Annotated in this window: 13 protein-coding genes, 1 other RNA gene and 2 pseudogenes; 9 read left to right on the top strand and 7 right to left on the bottom strand. The window is 45.0% G+C overall.

Annotated features, from left to right (window positions below; genetic code table 11):
- The 3 genes and pseudogenes from VR7878_RS18375 to dnaK all read right to left on the bottom strand — a co-directional run.
- Window positions 1-85: pseudogene (locus tag VR7878_RS18375) on the bottom strand (IS200/IS605 family transposase); the annotation flags it as partial.
- Between the two features lie 189 nt (window positions 86-274).
- A complete protein-coding gene (gene dnaJ / locus VR7878_RS18370) occupies window positions 275-1,420 on the bottom strand; it encodes a molecular chaperone DnaJ (RefSeq protein WP_077337471.1) in 1,146 nt (381 codons plus the stop codon).
- 200 nt (window positions 1,421-1,620) lie between these two features.
- Window positions 1,621-3,531, bottom strand: coding sequence for a molecular chaperone DnaK (dnaK, locus tag VR7878_RS18365; RefSeq protein WP_077337470.1), 1,911 nt, complete (start codon window positions 3,529-3,531; stop codon window positions 1,621-1,623).
- Between the two features lie 461 nt (window positions 3,532-3,992).
- Between dnaK and VR7878_RS18360 the strand changes: the two genes are divergently transcribed.
- Both VR7878_RS18360 and VR7878_RS18355 read left to right on the top strand, forming a co-directional pair.
- Window positions 3,993-4,922 carry a TAXI family TRAP transporter solute-binding subunit gene (locus tag VR7878_RS18360; RefSeq protein ID WP_077337469.1) on the top strand — a complete coding sequence of 310 codons (930 nt, stop codon included), beginning with the start codon at window positions 3,993-3,995 and terminating at the stop codon, window positions 4,920-4,922.
- 93 nt (window positions 4,923-5,015) lie between these two features.
- Window positions 5,016-6,935 (top strand): TRAP transporter permease, encoded by a 1,920-nt coding sequence (locus VR7878_RS18355; RefSeq protein ID WP_077337468.1) that lies wholly within the window; start codon window positions 5,016-5,018, stop codon window positions 6,933-6,935.
- A 119-nt stretch (window positions 6,936-7,054) separates the two neighbouring features.
- Here VR7878_RS18355 and grpE read toward each other — a convergent pair whose 3' ends face one another.
- A complete protein-coding gene (grpE, locus tag VR7878_RS18350; RefSeq protein WP_077337467.1) occupies window positions 7,055-7,666 on the bottom strand; it encodes a nucleotide exchange factor GrpE in 612 nt (203 codons plus the stop codon).
- A 136-nt stretch (window positions 7,667-7,802) separates the two neighbouring features.
- On the opposite strand from grpE, the gene nadK reads away from it, so the two are divergent.
- From nadK to bamE, 4 genes are all read left to right on the top strand, one after another.
- On the top strand, window positions 7,803-8,687 hold the full coding sequence (nadK, locus tag VR7878_RS18345; RefSeq protein ID WP_077337466.1) for an NAD(+) kinase: 885 nt from the start codon (window positions 7,803-7,805) through the stop codon (window positions 8,685-8,687).
- A 155-nt stretch (window positions 8,688-8,842) separates the two neighbouring features.
- Entirely contained in the window at window positions 8,843-10,510 is a 1,668-nt protein-coding gene (gene recN, locus VR7878_RS18340; RefSeq protein WP_077337465.1) for a DNA repair protein RecN, read from the top strand.
- 389 nt (window positions 10,511-10,899) lie between these two features.
- On the top strand, window positions 10,900-11,469 hold the full coding sequence (locus tag VR7878_RS18335) for a BUD32 family EKC/KEOPS complex subunit (protein WP_139344146.1): 570 nt from the start codon (window positions 10,900-10,902) through the stop codon (window positions 11,467-11,469).
- 563 nt (window positions 11,470-12,032) lie between these two features.
- Window positions 12,033-12,395 carry an outer membrane protein assembly factor BamE gene (gene bamE, locus VR7878_RS18330; protein WP_077337463.1) on the top strand — a complete coding sequence of 121 codons (363 nt, stop codon included), beginning with the start codon at window positions 12,033-12,035 and terminating at the stop codon, window positions 12,393-12,395.
- A 56-nt stretch (window positions 12,396-12,451) separates the two neighbouring features.
- On the opposite strand, the gene VR7878_RS18325 is transcribed toward bamE, so the two are convergent.
- The 3 genes from VR7878_RS18325 to VR7878_RS18315 form a co-directional block, all read right to left on the bottom strand.
- The gene (locus VR7878_RS18325; RefSeq protein WP_077337462.1) at window positions 12,452-13,777 is read right to left on the bottom strand and encodes an IS4 family transposase; all 1,326 of its coding nucleotides are present in this window, start codon (window positions 13,775-13,777) and stop codon (window positions 12,452-12,454) included.
- Between the two features lie 152 nt (window positions 13,778-13,929).
- On the bottom strand, window positions 13,930-14,238 hold the full coding sequence (locus VR7878_RS18320) for an RnfH family protein (protein ID WP_077337461.1): 309 nt from the start codon (window positions 14,236-14,238) through the stop codon (window positions 13,930-13,932).
- Complete coding sequence (locus VR7878_RS18315) at window positions 14,235-14,666, bottom strand: SRPBCC family protein (protein WP_077337472.1); 432 nt, start codon at window positions 14,664-14,666, stop codon at window positions 14,235-14,237. Before VR7878_RS18315 ends, VR7878_RS18320 begins: the two co-directional genes overlap by 4 nt.
- Before the next feature lie 220 nt (window positions 14,667-14,886).
- On the opposite strand from VR7878_RS18315, the gene smpB reads away from it, so the two are divergent.
- The 3 genes and pseudogenes from smpB to VR7878_RS20935 form a co-directional block, all read left to right on the top strand.
- Window positions 14,887-15,366: an SsrA-binding protein SmpB gene (smpB, locus tag VR7878_RS18310; protein ID WP_077337460.1), complete on the top strand. Its 480-nt coding sequence runs from the start codon at window positions 14,887-14,889 to the stop codon at window positions 15,364-15,366.
- A gap of 68 nt (window positions 15,367-15,434) precedes the next feature.
- Window positions 15,435-15,800: a transfer-messenger RNA gene (ssrA, locus tag VR7878_RS18305) on the top strand.
- Between the two features lie 690 nt (window positions 15,801-16,490).
- Window positions 16,491-16,606 (top strand): annotated as a pseudogene (locus tag VR7878_RS20935) (IS630 family transposase); the annotation flags it as partial.

The following is a 16,606-nucleotide window of genomic DNA, read 5'->3' as shown; positions in this document are numbered from 1 at the left end:
ACACTTGCCTTCTATATTTCGGTGCAAAGACTATGTGGTATTTACAGTTCCAGCGCGTGTGCGCTAAGCTCTTTTCGTCCCCCATTGGGACCCCCTTTCAATTCTTAATTAACTCTTGTAGTTGCCAGACCACAAGACGTTTTTATCAAATTGAAAGGGGTTATATAACTGACTTATAGCTGTAAGCTTTACGGAACCCCCAGCCTAGCTGGGGGTTTTCTCTATACAAAAAAACCTGCCGAAGCAGGTTTCTATTTGAATCAATGTGTTTTTATCAGCTCGTGAGATCATCAAAAAATTTCTTCACGCCGCTGAAAAAACCTTCCGACTTAGGCTTGTGCTTACTTGCCGCTTCACCGCCACAGGATTCTTCAAATTCACGCAGCAGTTCTTTCTGACGCGCGCTCAGATTGACCGGAGTCTCAACCGCCAGACGTACAATCAAATCACCCGCAGCACCGCCACGAACATTCTTCACACCTTTACCACGCATCCGGAACATTCTGCCGGTCTGAGTTTCTTCCGGCACTTTCAGATTCACCCGGCCATCGAGTGTCGGCACTTCAACTTCACCGCCAAGGGCTGCCATCGAGAAGCTCACCGGCACTTCACAGAACAGGTTGTTCCCCTCACGTTCAAAGATATGGTGCTCTTTCACATGAACCTGAACATACAAATCACCGGCTGGCGCGCCCATTTCACCGGCTTCACCTTCACCGGTAAGACGAATCCGATCCCCGGTATCAACACCGGCAGGAATCTTCACATTCAGAGTCTTGCGTTGTTGCTTACGGCCCTGACCATGACAATCACGACAAGGATCTTTGATGATTTTTCCTTTACCATGACAGGTTGGACAGGTCTGCTGTACCGCAAAAAAGCCTTGTCTCATCTGAACCTGACCATGTCCGTGACAGGTACCGCATGTTTCCGGTGTCGTTCCTTTCTTCGCGCCACTGCCATTACATGTATCGCAATGCACCATGGTTGGGACTTCGATCTCTTTCGAACAACCGCGGACTGCTTCTTCTAAAGTGAGTTCCATATTGTAGCGAAGATCCGCACCGCGCTGTGCCCGGGCATGACCACCGCCACGGCGACCACCGCCAAATATATCCCCGAACACATCACCAAAGATGTCACCGAAGTCAGCGCTACCACCACCGAAGCCGCCGCCAAAACCGCCACCGCCTTGCTCAAATGCGGCATGACCATATTGATCATAAGCTGCTTTTTTCTGAGGATCAGTTAACACCTCATACGCTTCTTTTACTTCTTTAAACTTATCAGCTGAGGTTTCGTCGCCCGGATTACGGTCAGGATGGTACTTCATCGCCAAGCGCTTATAGGCCTTTTTGATATCACGCTCAGCGGCATCACGGCTTACGCCTAAGATCTCGTAAAAATCACGTTTTGACATGTTCTTCGTCACCAATTAATTACTGCAAGCGACGCTTGTCGCCCGGCTAGATGTATCGATATAGATGATATTTCACACAAAATGAAACATGACCTAAATCGACACCAAGATTACAAACAGACGGGCGTCAGAGTCCCCCCAAACGCCCGTATCATACCTGAAAAGGTCTGAAGTCATATCAGTGAATGACTATTCACTGATTATTTTTTCTCGTCTTTGACTTCTTCGAATTCAGCATCAACAACATCATCTTCCTGACCAGACGTTTGCTCTGCACCACCGGCTTGTTGTGCCTGTGCTTGCTGCTGAGCAATTTCCATCAGTTTTTGAGATGCAGTCATCAATGCCTGAGTCTTGGCATCAATTTCTTCCTTGTCACCGCTCTTACTTGCCGCTTCAAGTTCACTGATTGCAGTTTCAATTTGTGCTTTATCTTCCGCAGGCAGTGCATCGCCAGCTTCTGCTACCTGTTTACGGGTTGCATGGACGATTTGGTCAGCTTGGTTACGAGCAGTGGCCAACTCTTCGAACTTTTTGTCCGCTTCTTTATTAGCTTCAGCTTCTTGAACCATTTTTTCGATTTCATCGTCGCTCAGACCGCCAGATGCCTGAATGGTAATCTTCTGCTCTTTGTTGGTCTGTTTGTCTTTCGCAGACACATGCAAAATACCATCAGCATCCAAGTCGAAGGTTACTTCGATTTGTGGCATACCACGTGGCGCAGGCTGGATACCTTCCAGGTTAAACTGCCCCAGAGACTTGTTGTAAGTCGCCTGTTTCCGTTCACCTTGCAAAACATGAATGGTTACAGCACTTTGGTTATCTTCTGCTGTTGAGAACACTTGATTCGCTTTGGTTGGAATCGTGGTGTTTTTCTCAATCAGCTTAGTCATCACACCGCCCATGGTTTCGATACCCAGCGACAGCGGCGTTACGTCAAGCAGCAGAACGTCTTTTACATCACCGGCAAGAACACCACCCTGAACCGCAGCACCAACAGCAACAGCTTCATCCGGGTTGACGTCTTTACGCGCATCTTTACCGAAGAATTCAGCAACTTTCTTCTGAACCATTGGCATACGAGTCTGACCACCGACCAGAATCACGTCGGTAATATCGTTCACAGATAGATCCGCATCTGCCAGCGCAACTTTCATTGGCTCAAGAGAACGCTGAACCAAATCTTCAACCAGCGACTCAAGTTTTGCACGAGTCACTTTGATATTCATGTGTTTCGGACCTGTCGCATCTGCCGTGATATAAGGCAGGTTTACGTCAGTCTGTTGCGCTGAAGACAGCTCAATCTTCGCTTTCTCAGCTGCTTCTTTCAGACGTTGCATTGCTAACGGATCACTTTTCAGGTTAATGCCTTGCTCTTTCTTGAATTCATCAACCAAGTAATTGATCATACGTGTATCGAAGTCTTCACCACCTAAGTGTGTATCACCATTGGTTGCAAGCACTTCAAATGTTTTCTCGCCTTCAACATCATCGATTTCGATGATCGAGATATCGAACGTACCACCACCTAAGTCGTATACAGCGATAACACGGTCACCGCCTTCTTTGTCGAGACCATAAGCCAGCGCAGCAGCGGTTGGTTCGTTGATGATCCGCTTCACTTCCAGACCCGCAATACGACCAGCATCTTTTGTTGCCTGACGCTGGGCATCGTTAAAATATGCTGGTACGGTAATTACGGCACCGGTGACGGCTTCACCCAGATAGTCTTCTGCGGTTTTTTTCATTTTTTTCAAAACTTCAGCAGAAACCTGTGGTGCTGCCAGTTTTTCATTTTTAACCTGAACCCATGCATCACCGTTATCAGCCTTAACAATTTTGTAAGGCATAATTTCGATATCACGTTGAACTTCTTCGTCTTCAAAACGACGACCGATCAAACGTTTGATTGCAAATAAAGTATTTTCAGGGTTAGTAACCGCTTGACGTTTTGCTGGCTGACCAACAAGCGTTTCACCGTCGGTATAAGCAATTACAGATGGCGTTGTACGTTCACCCTCCGCGTTTTCAATAACGCGAGGTTTTCCGCCATCCAGTACAGCAACACAAGAGTTTGTAGTACCTAAGTCAATACCAATGATCTTACCCATCAGGACATCTCCGAATAATTCTATTGTCGTTTTGTCAGTACCCCATATATGGGGTTGGAGAATCGGGTTTCAACCCCGGACTCACCGTTCAACAAACGAAGTTTGCTTCTCTATGCCCCTTAGATAAGGGCGGAAAATACCTTTTCAAGGGGGAAAATGAAAAAAATACAAATTTCCTTATTTTCAGGCCGGAGATCGCGGTTCGGTGCAACTGAGGCAGCGGATACACGCTGAAATTAACGACTTTACTCAACAAGTGATTCACTCAAACTTCACAAAGTTACCCTCGCTTTGGTGACCTAAGCAGTATTTTGTCAATTTCACTATACCCTGAGATATCAACATCGTGATATCAAAACTGATACACGAAGTTTACATCTACACTATATTCACACTAACTCATATCCGTCACAGTAATGAGCATAGTGCTTTTATATAACCAGAAAAACAGGGAGTTTCTTATGTACAACATCGTCAAGAAAGGGTTGATGATTCTTGGGCTGAGCATTGCGCTACCAGCCTTTGCGAATAACTACACCATAGGAACAGGTAGTCAGAGCGGTACTTATTATCCACTTGGCGGCACACTGGCAAAAATCTGGAGTGAAAATATCCCTGATTTCAATATGCGAGCCGAAGTCACCGCAGCATCAGTGGAAAATATTATTAAAGTCGCCACACAAAAACAGTTGGTCGGTATTGCCATGGGGAATGTTGCCCTGAAAGCCTACGAAGGGGAAAAGCCATTTCCGAGAAAAATGCCGACTCAGGTTCTCTTCGCCCTGTATCCGAATGTCGTTCAATTCATCGTCCCGGCTGATTCCGATATCCATACCATCAGTGATCTAAAAGGTAAGAAAATTTCACTTGGTGCTCCTGGCTCAGGAACACGGGTGAGTGCCGTCAATATTCTGAACATACTCGGCATTACTGAGAACGATGTAAAAGCACAATCCCTGAACTACACTGCAACCACAAGTGCGCTGGCAAACGGACAAATCGATGCCGGGGTGATTGTCGGCAGTCTGGGCGTCGGAGCAATCACGGAGCTGGCACTGACCCGCAAAATCCGGATTCTCTCGTTTACCCCGCAAGAACTGAAGAAAATTTCAACCGCCAATCCGTCTTATCAAGCCTTCAGTGCACCGGCTGACAGTTACAACAATGTCCCGGCATTTGAGGTGCCTGCCGTCTGGAATGTACTGGTAACCAATCAAAAAATGGATGACAAGCTGGCTTACGAAATGACCAAAGTTGCTTTTGAAAACATTGACAAGATCCGTCAGGCGGTGGGGGTCACGAAATTTATGACCATCGATAATATGCCTAAGCTCGAAGGCGTGCCACTGCATCCCGGTGCAATGAAATACTACCGAGAGCATCACCAATAAAACCATTCCCACAATGAGCCAACCAATCAGATGGCAACTATCAACCAAACCTGTCATCTGATTGCCTTCATGTAATGACATTTGGAGTTAGCTATGACTCAGGTTTCATCCCGTCACACGAAATTTGCCAATAGTCTCTCGCTCGTGACCGGCCTGATCGCAGTTTTGCTGACTGTATTCCAGATATGGCAAGGCATCACCGCCGATCTGTCAGCAACCGTATTCAGACCCACTCATCTCAGCTGGGTTTTAATCCTTGTTTTTTTGGCATTTCCCTTCGCACACATTGACACCACTTCTCCGGCGAAATATGTGGTACTGCGATGTCTCGATATCGTGTTGATTATCCTCACTTGCTGGGCTGCCAGCCGGGTGATTCCGTTTGATTATGATGATATCAGTTTTCTGCTGGACGGCTTACAGCCGGAAGATCAATACGCTGGGCTGTTACTGATCCTTCTGCTTTTAGAAGCAACCCGCCGGACAGTCGGTATGGTCATGGTTTTCGTAGCGGTCATATTTCTGAGTTATGCATTATTCGGCAATGTCCTGCCGGATGCTATCGCCAGTAAAGGTTTTTCATTGGAAGAAATGGTTCGCTTTCATATTTATTCCACCAATGGTGTCTTCGGTGCACCACTGGCAATCGCGGCTGGCGTCGTGTTCGTCTTTGTCCTGTTCGGGGCTTTTCTGCAAGTCAGCGGTGCCGGGCAATTTTTTATCGATGCTGCGTTTGCAATTGCAGGCAAATCAAAAGGTGGCCCGGCCAAAGCCAGTGTGCTGGCCTCTGCGGCTTTGGGATCAATCTCGGGGTCAGCCATTGCCAATACCGTCACCACCGGCTCTCTCACTATACCGATGATGAAAAGGCTCGGTTACAAAGCTGAACAAGCAGCCGGAATCGAGGCCGCAGCTTCGACCGGTGGGCAAATCATGCCACCGGTAATGGGCGCCGGTGCCTTTGTCATGGCACAGTTTACCGGGATTCCTTACAGTGAAATTATTCTGGTTTCGATTGCACCGGCAATCCTCTACTTTGCCTGTACATTACTTTATGTTCATCTGATGGCATGTAAGCTCAATCTGCAAGGCATGAGTGAAACAGAAAAGATCGGCCGAATTCTGCAACAGGGATGGCACTTCCTGCTACCGCTGGTGATGATCACTGCCTTGCTGATGATGAGTTACTCTCCGATTTTGGTCGGTATTGCCGGATGTGCAGCCATTCTGATCGCTGCGCTGACACGCAGACAGACTAAAATCAGTGTCAGACTCGTGCTCGAAGGTATGAAAGAAGGCGCGATCCTCGCGCTGCCAATCTCCATTGCCTGTGCAACCGCAGGTATTGTGGTTGGTGTGGTCGGACAAACGGGAATCGGTCTGCAATTTACCCAGTTTCTGACTTCACTGTCCGGTGGTCATCTCTGGTCTGCTTTATTATTTATTGCAATCGCAGCCGTCATTTTGGGAATGGGGCTCCCGGTCACCGCCGCCTATATTGTGCTGTCAGTCATGGCGGTACCGGCGTTGATGGAACTCGGGGTACCATTGCTCACGGCACACATGATCGTCTTCTGGCTGTCTCAAACCTCGAATGTCACACCACCTATCGCTCTCGCGGCTTTTGCCGGTGCCGGTATTGCCAATGCCTCGCCGATGCGTTCCGCGGTTCAGGCTTTTAAACTGGCACAGGGATTTTTCCTCATCCCGGCAATGATGGCATTCTCCGGCCTCATCTGGATTCAAACAGAAACACCGCTGATATTGATTGAATCCATCCTCGGGTGTATTGCACTGATTATTGCGTTTTCTGCCGCTATCGAAGGCTATCTCTTTCGTCCCGTGCCAGCACTGAGTCGATTGATTTTCCTGCTATTGGCCGCAATAATCCTGTTTGTTACTGATGATTATCGCTTGATTGGTGTGGTGTGTATTGCGGTTCTGATGGTATGGGAGTGGAAAAAAAGCCGTCTGATACCCGTACATCCCCCCACTTCATCACTGGAGAAATAGTATCGTCGGAACAATGGCATACTCGCACCAAACGTAGATTAAAATAAACGCGGATTAAAAAAGGTTGGCAAAAGCCAACCTTTTTATCATTCCGAGAGAGTCTCATCAGTAAAGTGCGCTTATTTCGCCACCATGACCATTGCCGGACGAACCACACGGCCATTCAGTTCATAACCTTTTTGCATCACAAACATCACTGTGTTTGATTCATGATCAGGGCTTTCCTGAATCGACATCGCCTGATGTAATTCCGGATTAAACGCTTCCCCTTCAGGATTAATCTCTTTGAGACCAAATTTTTCAATCGTACCAATAAAGGTTTTATGAGTCAGTTCAACCCCTTCCAGCAGAGGCTTGATCACTTCATTCTCAGCATCTGCTGCCTGAATCGCTCGCTCAAGGTTATCAATGACCGGCAGAAGCTCTTCGGCAAAACGACTCAGTGCAAATTTACGCGCTTTATCGATTTCCTGCTCACTCCGGCGACGGATATTCTCAACCTCTGCCTGTGCACGCAAGACCGCTTCTTGCTGCTCTTTCACTTTACTCTCACTCGTGAGTAGCGCCGCTTCCAACTGGGCAATTTTCGCGTCTTGCTCATCCTCTGGGGCATCGCTTTCATTCCACTCGATATCAGCCTCACTACCGACGACTTCAGCCTCAGTCTCTTCTTGTGCTACCGATTCTTGCTGCAGCTCTTCTTCTTTGACTTTATTCTCTTCGTTGCTCATGATATCTCCAGAGTTCCATGATTTTTTTGTATTGATGCTCAACATTCAACACACTAAACATTCGCATAAAAGCATAACTTGCCTTTATTATGGGGATGAAGATTCCTGATTCAAGCCTAATTCGATTGGAAACATTATGAAAAAATCTTTTGACGTGATTGCCATCATTGGTAAACCACGCGACCAATCTGCGATTCAAACCCATCGTGAGTTATACCAGTGGTTGTCAGAACAAGGATATTCGGTGTTTATCGATGATCGCCTGAGCAATATTCTCTCCGATATACCACCACAATGTTTCTCATCTTTACTTGAGTTAGGCAAAAAAGCGGATTTGGCCATTGCTGTCGGCGGTGACGGCAACATGCTTGGTGCAGCCAGAGTTTTATCTCGTTTTGACATTCGGGTAATCGGCGTCAATCGCGGCAGTCTGGGATTTCTCACCGACTTAGATCCCGAAGATTTTCAGGCAGCATTACAAAAGGTACTCGAAGGCGAATATATTGAAGAAGAACGTTTTCTGCTGGAAACCGAAATTCACCGTCATGGGCAGATCAAAAGTCATAATGCTGCACTGAACGAGGCCGTCCTTCACCCCGGGAAAATCGCGCATATGATTGAGTTCGAGGTGTACATTAATGACGTTTTCGCGTTTTCTCAGCGCTCAGACGGCCTGATCGTGTCGACACCGACGGGGTCAACCGCCTATTCGCTTTCCGGAGGTGGCCCGATTCTGTCGCCAAGCTTAAACGCCATCTCACTCGTCCCGATGTTTCCACACACACTGTCATCCCGCCCTTTGGTCGTTGATGGAGACTGCCGCATCAAACTCTCTGTCTCACCCAATAACAGAGGCACTCAGGAAATCAGTTGTGACGGACAAATTTCTCTCCCGGTTTCTCCCGGAGATGAAGTGCTGATCTACCGCAGCCCCAATAAATTACATTTGATCCACCCGAAGGATTACAGCTACTACCATGTGCTGAGAAACAAACTGGGCTGGTCAAGTAAGTTATTCTAAAACCTGCATACCGAAGCCGGATATACGATCAATTCAGACCTTATTTTCTGACCTGATACTGTGGTGAAAATAAAATCACCAAACATCTTTACTGTATAAAGAAACAGTATATACTGTTTCTTTATACAGTATTGGTAAAACGTACAGGTGTGAACATGCTGGCTCATTTAAGTGTCAATAATTTTGCAATCGTAAAATCATTACAGTTAGAACTTTCACAAGGGATGACCACCATTACCGGTGAGACCGGTGCAGGTAAGTCTATTGCTATTGATGCACTCAGTCTGTGTCTCGGTGGCAGGGCAGAAGCCAGTATGGTTCGTCAAGGCGAAGAAAAGACTGAAGTCTGTGCCGCATTTCTTCTCGATCACAACCTGCATGCGACCCGCTGGCTCGAAGATAATGAACTGCTGGATGGCAGCGAGTGTATTCTCCGCCGGGTGATAACCAAAGAAGGTCGTTCCCGTGCGTTTATTAACGGTAACCCCGTCCCAATCTCACAGCTGAAATCACTCGGTCAGTTACTGGTCAATATCCATGGTCAGCACGCGCATCAACAGCTGATGAAAAGTGAACATCAACTTACCATGTTAGACCAATATGCCGGTCACACGGACTTATTGAAAAAGACGCGACTGGCTTATCAGAACTGGCGTCAGGCCAGTAATGAATTGAAGCAGCGCCGTGAAAACAGCCAGCAAAATCAGGCTCAGCTTCAGCTGCTGGAATATCAAATCAAAGAGTTGAACGAATTATCGATCGCCGAAGATGAATTTCACGAACTGGAGCAAGAGTACAAGCGTCTGACAAACAGTGGTGAATTACTCACCCTCAGCCAAAATGCAATTCAGTTATTAAATGAAGGTGATGAAGTCAATGCCATCGGCTTACTCCATTCCACCAGTCAGGTTTTGGCTCAGTTAGCCGAACTGGACGAAAAAATGGCGGTATTGCCGGCAATGGTTGCTGAAGCGCTGATCCAACTGGAAGAAGCCAACAGCGAACTCCGTGACTACCTTGACCGTATTGAAGTCGATCCGGAACAAATGGCATATATTGAAAGCCGCTATTCCAAAGTTATGTCGCTGGCTCGTAAACACAATGTTCTCCCGGAAGATCTTTATCAACACCACCAAAGCCTGCTCCGGCAGATCACTGCACTGGACTATTCCGATGAGAAACTTGAACAACTTGAGAATATGGTGGCAGAAGCGTATCAGTCATTTGTTCATCGCGCAGAAAAACTGCATCAGTCCAGAATGCGCTACGCCAAAGAACTCAATAAATTAATCAGTCAGAGTATGCATGAACTGAGCATGGAAAAAGCTAAGTTCCAAATGGATCTCCATTATGATGAAAACCACCCGTCTCCACTCGGGTTTGATTCAGTGAACTTTATGGTGTCCACCAACCCGGGGCAACCGCTCCAACCAATGACGAAAGTCGCTTCGGGCGGTGAACTCTCGCGGATATCACTGGCGATTCAGGTCATTACAGCGCAAAAAGTCGAAACTCCAAGTTTGATCTTCGATGAAGTCGATGTCGGTATCAGTGGGCCGACAGCGGCAGTGGTCGGTAAAATGCTACGTCAACTGGGTGAATCAACCCAAGTCTTATGTGTGACCCACTTACCACAGGTTGCCGGTTGTGGGCATCAACAACTGTTTGTCGCCAAACAAACCAAAGGCGGCAAAACAGAAACCCAGATGCTCAGGCTGGATGATCAGCAACGAATTGAAGAATTGGCCAGACTGCTTGGTGGCAGCCAGATTACCGAAACCACATTAGCAAATGCAAAAGAGTTATTACTCGTTGCTGCATAATCTATTTTAAACTAATTTATTCTATTATTAGTTTTCTGAATATCACACACATAATAAATATCGGGCTTTTTGATGAAATTATATTCAGCCCGATATTTATTTTGATTTTTTCTGCATTTGATCTTAACTTAGCTAAAAAAATGGATAGAATGCGCCGCAATTCATGGTGCCCATTCCAGATATTATACAAATAATACATTCATATTATGTTAAGAGAACAATGCATAAAACACATTGATAAAAACATCAATGGCGTTATTAAAATTACTGACCAGAAAAAAACCTACTGGCTAAAAATTGGCGGAGAGGATAAATCTAATTTTATCCGAAAAATATCATCGCTTGCTGGCAAGTTAAATTTATTATCATGCTTTCAGTCAAAAGCAACGATGAATTCATGGTCACGTTTTGAACATGAAAAATCGATGCTGCTTTATTTAAATTCAATTGGATTTCAGGTTCCTCAAATCGCACTGGAAGGGAAACGTTTCTTTGTTACCTCAGATCAAGGGCTGCCGCTCTCCCAGGTTGAAGCAGAACGTATCACCGACGATATATTGCTACAACTCATCAATCTATTCATCAAGTTACACAATGCTGATATTGCCCACGGCCGCCCGGCACTTCGCGATATATTAATCGATCAGCACAATCAACTCAGCCTGATCGATTTTGAAGAATCGATTATGCACGCGAGCCCGAAACTCAAAGCAAGAGACGTTTACCTGTTACTGATGGATTTATGCCGTATCAAACAGCTCACCGTCGCACAAAAACGCAAAGCATTATGTTATTGGAAACAGCAAGTTCCTGATGAATATTGGAACAGCTTGTTAGAAATCCATCAACTTTTACGTAAATTTAAATGTCTTGCTCATTGTGTCTTATACTTTAAAAAGAACAATAAACTAAGCCGACAGTTTATAGAAACATGCCACTTGTTTGATACTTTTTTATAATATCAATTCATTCATTATAATTCATCGGGGCAAATAATTCTGATAAATCAATCTATCACTGGCAAATCAAATATTATTTAAATATTAAACATCAGACTGATTATATTGCATTCATAAATGATTAAAATAAATTATTAGTACCATTTATTAATCACATGCTTCTTTTTTAATACCAGTTTTTAATATAAATTTTTAATACAGGGTTTAATACAGAGCAAAATTATTCATCACTGAAGGTCGTAAGGCAGTTTACGACCTTCAGACAACCAGATGTACCGAACTCAACATCGTGTCTGAGTCTGGTTGTTTGAAAAAACTTGCCGAATCGCCTCTGTCAGCCAACGCCAAGCCGATTGAAAAGCCACTTCACATCACCATTCATACCTATACATTCATACCTATAATTGATAACAGGTATTAAAAAAAACCGATCAGATGCAACAAAATCTGAAATTAGTAGTCTGAGTGTGAGATAAGATGGTGGGGAACCCTTTTACTTCTTCACCAAGCTTGTTTATTATCAGCCAAGCTTTCACTCTAAATGACAATGTAGTAAACAAACTATGCAATTGAAGAAGTCTCTCATCACCGCGTCATTAGCAATACTTGTCCTTAGCGGATGCTCATCGGTTACCGATATGTTGGTTTACCGGATTGATATCAACCAAGGCAACTATGTTGATCAACAAGCGGTTGACCAACTGAAATTCGGCATGTCCAAACAACAAGTCCGCTACGTACTCGGCTCTCCGATGCTGGTTGAGAATGGTTATCCCGATACTTGGTACTACATTTATCATCATGTCTCAGGACATGAAGACCCGATACAGAAAAACCTGATTGTCAAATTTGACAAACGCGGCTCACTGATTCATCTGGCCGGTGACTTTCATAACAGCGACCATTTTTTTGAAAGCCTTCAGTAAGCCGGATAAAACAACACAGACATTAAAAAGCTCGCATCATGCGTAACACCATTCAGTTAAGAGGTTCTCTTCTTAATTGGATAGCGGGTTTTGTTAATACGAACGGTCCTACTTTTGGGCCGTTTTCTTTTCTTAGGCAAAATAAATTGCTTCACATTCTCCCTCATCGCTTTGAGCTTTTTCGGAATCGTTCCTGGTGAAGCTATTGCACACCACATCAGCTCATCCTGAATGTAGCGCATCGCCATTACGAAGCTAATTCTTAATGGAGAGACTTCCGCCTCCTTAGCGATTTGACTGATTTCTACTCGAATTAAGTTATACGCTATCAGCAATCCCCAGATTTCTTGGTAGACGCCTTCAACGGTTTGACTTCTCAGTAAAATGCTATCATCAAGTTGATATTGCTTGATTTCACCATAGCCGTTTTCTATTTCCCAGCGTTCAAAATAGACATCTAAGATATCTTGGGATGAGTATTTAGTCGTATCGGTTAATGAGCTTAAGACTCCCTCTATATGGTTGTCTTGTCGATTTTCTTGGTAGGTCACTAATCTCGCACGCCATTTTTCTGGTAACTGCGGATTTTTCTTTCTGGCTTGTGGCGACACAGACATTTTGACCAAATAGTCGTTATCTGCATATTGCTCCACGACGTTATAGCGAGTGTTGCTCTTGAGCGGTGTTAGCCAATGACTATTTGGGGCCGCGCTTTGCCAACTTATCATAAGATCCGCGCTAAAGTAGCAACTATCAAAGAGAGTAAGCGAGTTGGAAGGGACCGATTCTGTCATCTCTCGCGCATAGGTAATTTCCCCTTTACTACAAGGACCAAATTTTACATCTCTGAGCATACGACTTCGTAGTGACATAAGCGCACAGAGTCGAGCGACTGGATAAACGGACTGCTTTTTATGTTGATTGCTGATATAGCCGAAATGCTCTGAGTGCTCTTCGTTCTCAGCACAGCGAAACGTGGTTCCATCGACTGAAAATAGTTGTAAGCCATGCCAGACATCCATGCTGTCTTCTCTTTGACACCAATGCTTGGACGTAATATCAAACAGAGCTTTAAGGGGCGCAGCTGTAAGCCGCTGTCTAGCTTGAGGTATGGCACTAGGGGCAACGGTTTCTCCTAGCTTATCAACGAGTTTTAGGTCGAGTTTAGACACAACCTCTGAGATAGAGCGATTTCGATAGAGACCAATTCCAACAATGAGCCAAACCACCAGTTCAGCTGGAAGTTTTCTCCTTCTTATACTTGCTTTGTTGGTTTGCTCTAATGCCTGCTCAATCCACTCTAACGGCAGCTCTTTTTGGAAGACGGACAACTCCTCAGGAGCGGCAAATAATTCTGTATCAATAAGCCAGTTAGACAGCATAAAAAATGACCCCGTTCAAAAGAAGGGGTCATTTTCGTAGGATCATTCTTGCTGTCAATTGATCAATTTGTTAACTGATCGGTGTTACGCATCATGCGAGCTTTTTCTCATCAGATTCACAATAGCTTATTCAGCCCTGTGACCGAACTAAATCAGTTTTTCCCCGCAGCTTTTGCCTGCTCAGCCCGTTTTCTGCGGATTTCTTTCGGATCAGCCAACAGCGGCCGGTAGATTTCAATCCGATCCCGATCCCGTACCGTCGCATCCAACTTCACCGGACGACTAAAAATACCGACTTTATTTTTTGCCAAATCAATTTCCGGATACATATTCAGCACACCGGATTGGCGGATAATCTCTTCCACAGTCATTGACGGCGACACCACCAGCGATAATACACGCTGCTCATGCGGCAGAGCATACACCACTTCAACATGAATAGAATTCTCTTCATCCGTCATACATACACCTGCTTGGCTCGTTTGGTGAAAGCATTAACCATATTATTGGTCAGATCATTAAAAATTTTGCCGAATGCCAGCTCAATCATCTTACTGGAAAACTCAAATTCAAGCTTCAGTTCAACTTTACAAGCCCATTCATCAAGCGGTGTAAAGTACCATCCACCACGCAGGGTTTTAAACGGCCCGTCCACCAAATTCATCAATATTGCTTCACCCGTTTTTAACTGATTCGACGTGGTAAATGTTTTGCTGATTCCCGCTTTAGAGACATCAACAGAAGCGACCATCTTGTCAGCATTTGATTCTATCACTCTCGCACCGGAACAACCCGGCAAGAACTCGGGATAACGCATCACATCATTGACTAAATTAAACATCTGTTCAGCGCTAAACGATACCAGTGCAGAACGACTCACCTGCTTCATTGATGCTCCTTCTTCCTCTTTACACCCAAGCGTTGCAATTTTACTGTGATACATCGGTGAGCTCAAGGTCAGCGTCTGTCAATCCGCTGGCGTTGCGCAGCCTGTTAATCACCTCACAATGACAACAATCGCAGATTTATCAATCAATTGTGCATATTTTGCACCAATACCAACAAAAGGATTTCCCAACCAACACGCAATCCGTATAATACGCCCCACTATGGCAAAGAAAAAATCAAAACCGGGGAGCAACACGATTGCTCTAAACAAGAAAGCTCGCTACGAATATTTCATTGAAGATGAAATAGAAGCGGGTATGGAGCTTCAGGGCTGGGAAGTGAAGTCACTTCGCCAGGGCAAAGCAAATATCGCAGAAAGTTATGTATTCTTGCGTGACGGAGAAGCATTTATCTCCGGCATGAACATCATTCCGCTGCAACAAGCTTCAACACATGTGATTGCCAACCCGACTCGGGTACGCAAACTCCTGCTCTCTCGTCGGGAGCTCGATAATCTATTCGGCCGGATCAACCGTGAAGGGATGACTTTAATAGCATTATCGCTGTACTGGTCTCGTTCATGGGTCAAGATTAAAGTCGGGGTTGCGAAAGGTAAGAAGATGCACGACAAGCGGGATACGGTCAAAGATCGGGACTGGCAGCGCCAAAAAGACCGCGTCATGAAGAGCGCACTGCGCTAAACTTAACCATATGATTGTGCAGCACTAGACACTAGGAACAATTCTGGTAGTATGCACACTCTACCTCTGGGGCTGATTCAGGATTCGACGGGAATTTTGCAGTCTGAGGTGCATGCCGAGGTGCGGTAGGCCTCGTTAACAAACCGCAAAAAAATAGTCGCAAACGACGAAAACTACGCACTAGCAGCTTAATAACCTGCTGAGAGCCCATCTGCCCTAGCCTCCGCTTGTAGGACGGGGAGTTCAGATGGTCAAACCAAAACAAGCTGGCGTGGATTCCCCCACCTGAGGGATGAAGCGTAAGAGATAATTCAGGTTAGCTATTCATTCGCGTGTCGGTTCGCAGGTGGTAGTGAAATTAAAGATCGACTAAGCATGTAGTACCAAAGATGAATGGTTTTCGGACGCGGGTTCAACTCCCGCCAGCTCCACCAAATCAAAGCTTAAAGACGTCCTCGGGCGTCTTTTTTCTTGTCTGTAGCAAGCTCAATCGGATTCTTGTGTTTATGAGTATCGTTCGATAATTTCTTAGAATTGAACCCCAACAATCAATTTGTACAGCATGTACTTTATATAGACAGGCTGGACAGGCACCAATAAATCAATGACCAGGTATTGTTATCGTATCATGAGAAATATCATCGGATAGGTGGAAAACGTTAAATCCAATAGCTATTTTTTGATCATACTTTATCTCACCATGACAAGTATGATCAAACTGAACCCATGAAGAAGGACACGATAAAAATATAGTATTTCCCCTTTCTTCTATGAAGTAGTTATGACAATGTCCATAAGCAAGATATTTTAAATTATTTATTTCCGATAGCGATTTCATTAATAAATCACCATTATCAAGACATATCTTCTTAAACCAATCTGCTCCGATTTTAAAAGGGGGATGATGAATAAAGATAATCTTATTCGAACTCTCTCTAAGCTTAGACTTTATCGTTTCAAAATAAGAAACATCTATCTTTCCTCCGCCTAGATGTTCTCCTTGTTCACTAAATAACTGTTCCTAAATGTAGATCACCGGAGAATAAAAAAGAAAGGAACTCGGTAGCGTTTGTGCGATCTGATTAGTCGCCAAACCCACAAATCAACAACCACTACCGAGAGCCATGATTCTAACATTACCTGACCGTGCAGAGCGACGCCGAATTATCAAAAAAATGCACAAGACAAAGGATAAAGACCATTATCGCCGTTTGAATGCCATATTACTTTTGGCTAGCGG

Source organism: Vibrio ruber DSM 16370 (genome assembly GCF_900163965.1).
GTDB classification, from domain to species: Bacteria; Pseudomonadota; Gammaproteobacteria; order Enterobacterales; family Vibrionaceae; genus Vibrio; species Vibrio ruber.
The sequence above is the reverse complement of the archived record's forward strand: the minus strand, read 5'-3'. Positions and strand labels throughout refer to the sequence as shown.

Bases quoted from the DNA above. Each gene is read 5' to 3' on its own strand.
- dnaJ (WP_077337471.1), bottom strand. From the start codon at position 1,420: ATGTCAAAACGTGATTTTTACGAGATCTTAGGCGTAAGCCGTGATGCC.
- dnaK (WP_077337470.1), bottom strand. From the start codon at position 3,531: ATGGGTAAGATCATTGGTATTGACTTAGGTACTACAAACTCTTGTGTT.
- VR7878_RS18360 (WP_077337469.1), top strand. From the start codon at position 3,993: ATGTACAACATCGTCAAGAAAGGGTTGATGATTCTTGGGCTGAGCATT.
- VR7878_RS18355 (WP_077337468.1), top strand. From the start codon at position 5,016: ATGACTCAGGTTTCATCCCGTCACACGAAATTTGCCAATAGTCTCTCG.
- grpE (WP_077337467.1), bottom strand. From the start codon at position 7,666: ATGAGCAACGAAGAGAATAAAGTCAAAGAAGAAGAGCTGCAGCAAGAA.
- nadK (WP_077337466.1), top strand. From the start codon at position 7,803: ATGAAAAAATCTTTTGACGTGATTGCCATCATTGGTAAACCACGCGAC.
- recN (WP_077337465.1), top strand. From the start codon at position 8,843: ATGCTGGCTCATTTAAGTGTCAATAATTTTGCAATCGTAAAATCATTA.
- VR7878_RS18335 (WP_139344146.1), top strand. From the start codon at position 10,900: ATGAATTCATGGTCACGTTTTGAACATGAAAAATCGATGCTGCTTTAT.
- bamE (WP_077337463.1), top strand. From the start codon at position 12,033: ATGCAATTGAAGAAGTCTCTCATCACCGCGTCATTAGCAATACTTGTC.
- VR7878_RS18325 (WP_077337462.1), bottom strand. From the start codon at position 13,777: ATGCTGTCTAACTGGCTTATTGATACAGAATTATTTGCCGCTCCTGAG.
- VR7878_RS18320 (WP_077337461.1), bottom strand. From the start codon at position 14,238: ATGACGGATGAAGAGAATTCTATTCATGTTGAAGTGGTGTATGCTCTG.
- VR7878_RS18315 (WP_077337472.1), bottom strand. From the start codon at position 14,666: ATGAAGCAGGTGAGTCGTTCTGCACTGGTATCGTTTAGCGCTGAACAG.
- smpB (WP_077337460.1), top strand. From the start codon at position 14,887: ATGGCAAAGAAAAAATCAAAACCGGGGAGCAACACGATTGCTCTAAAC.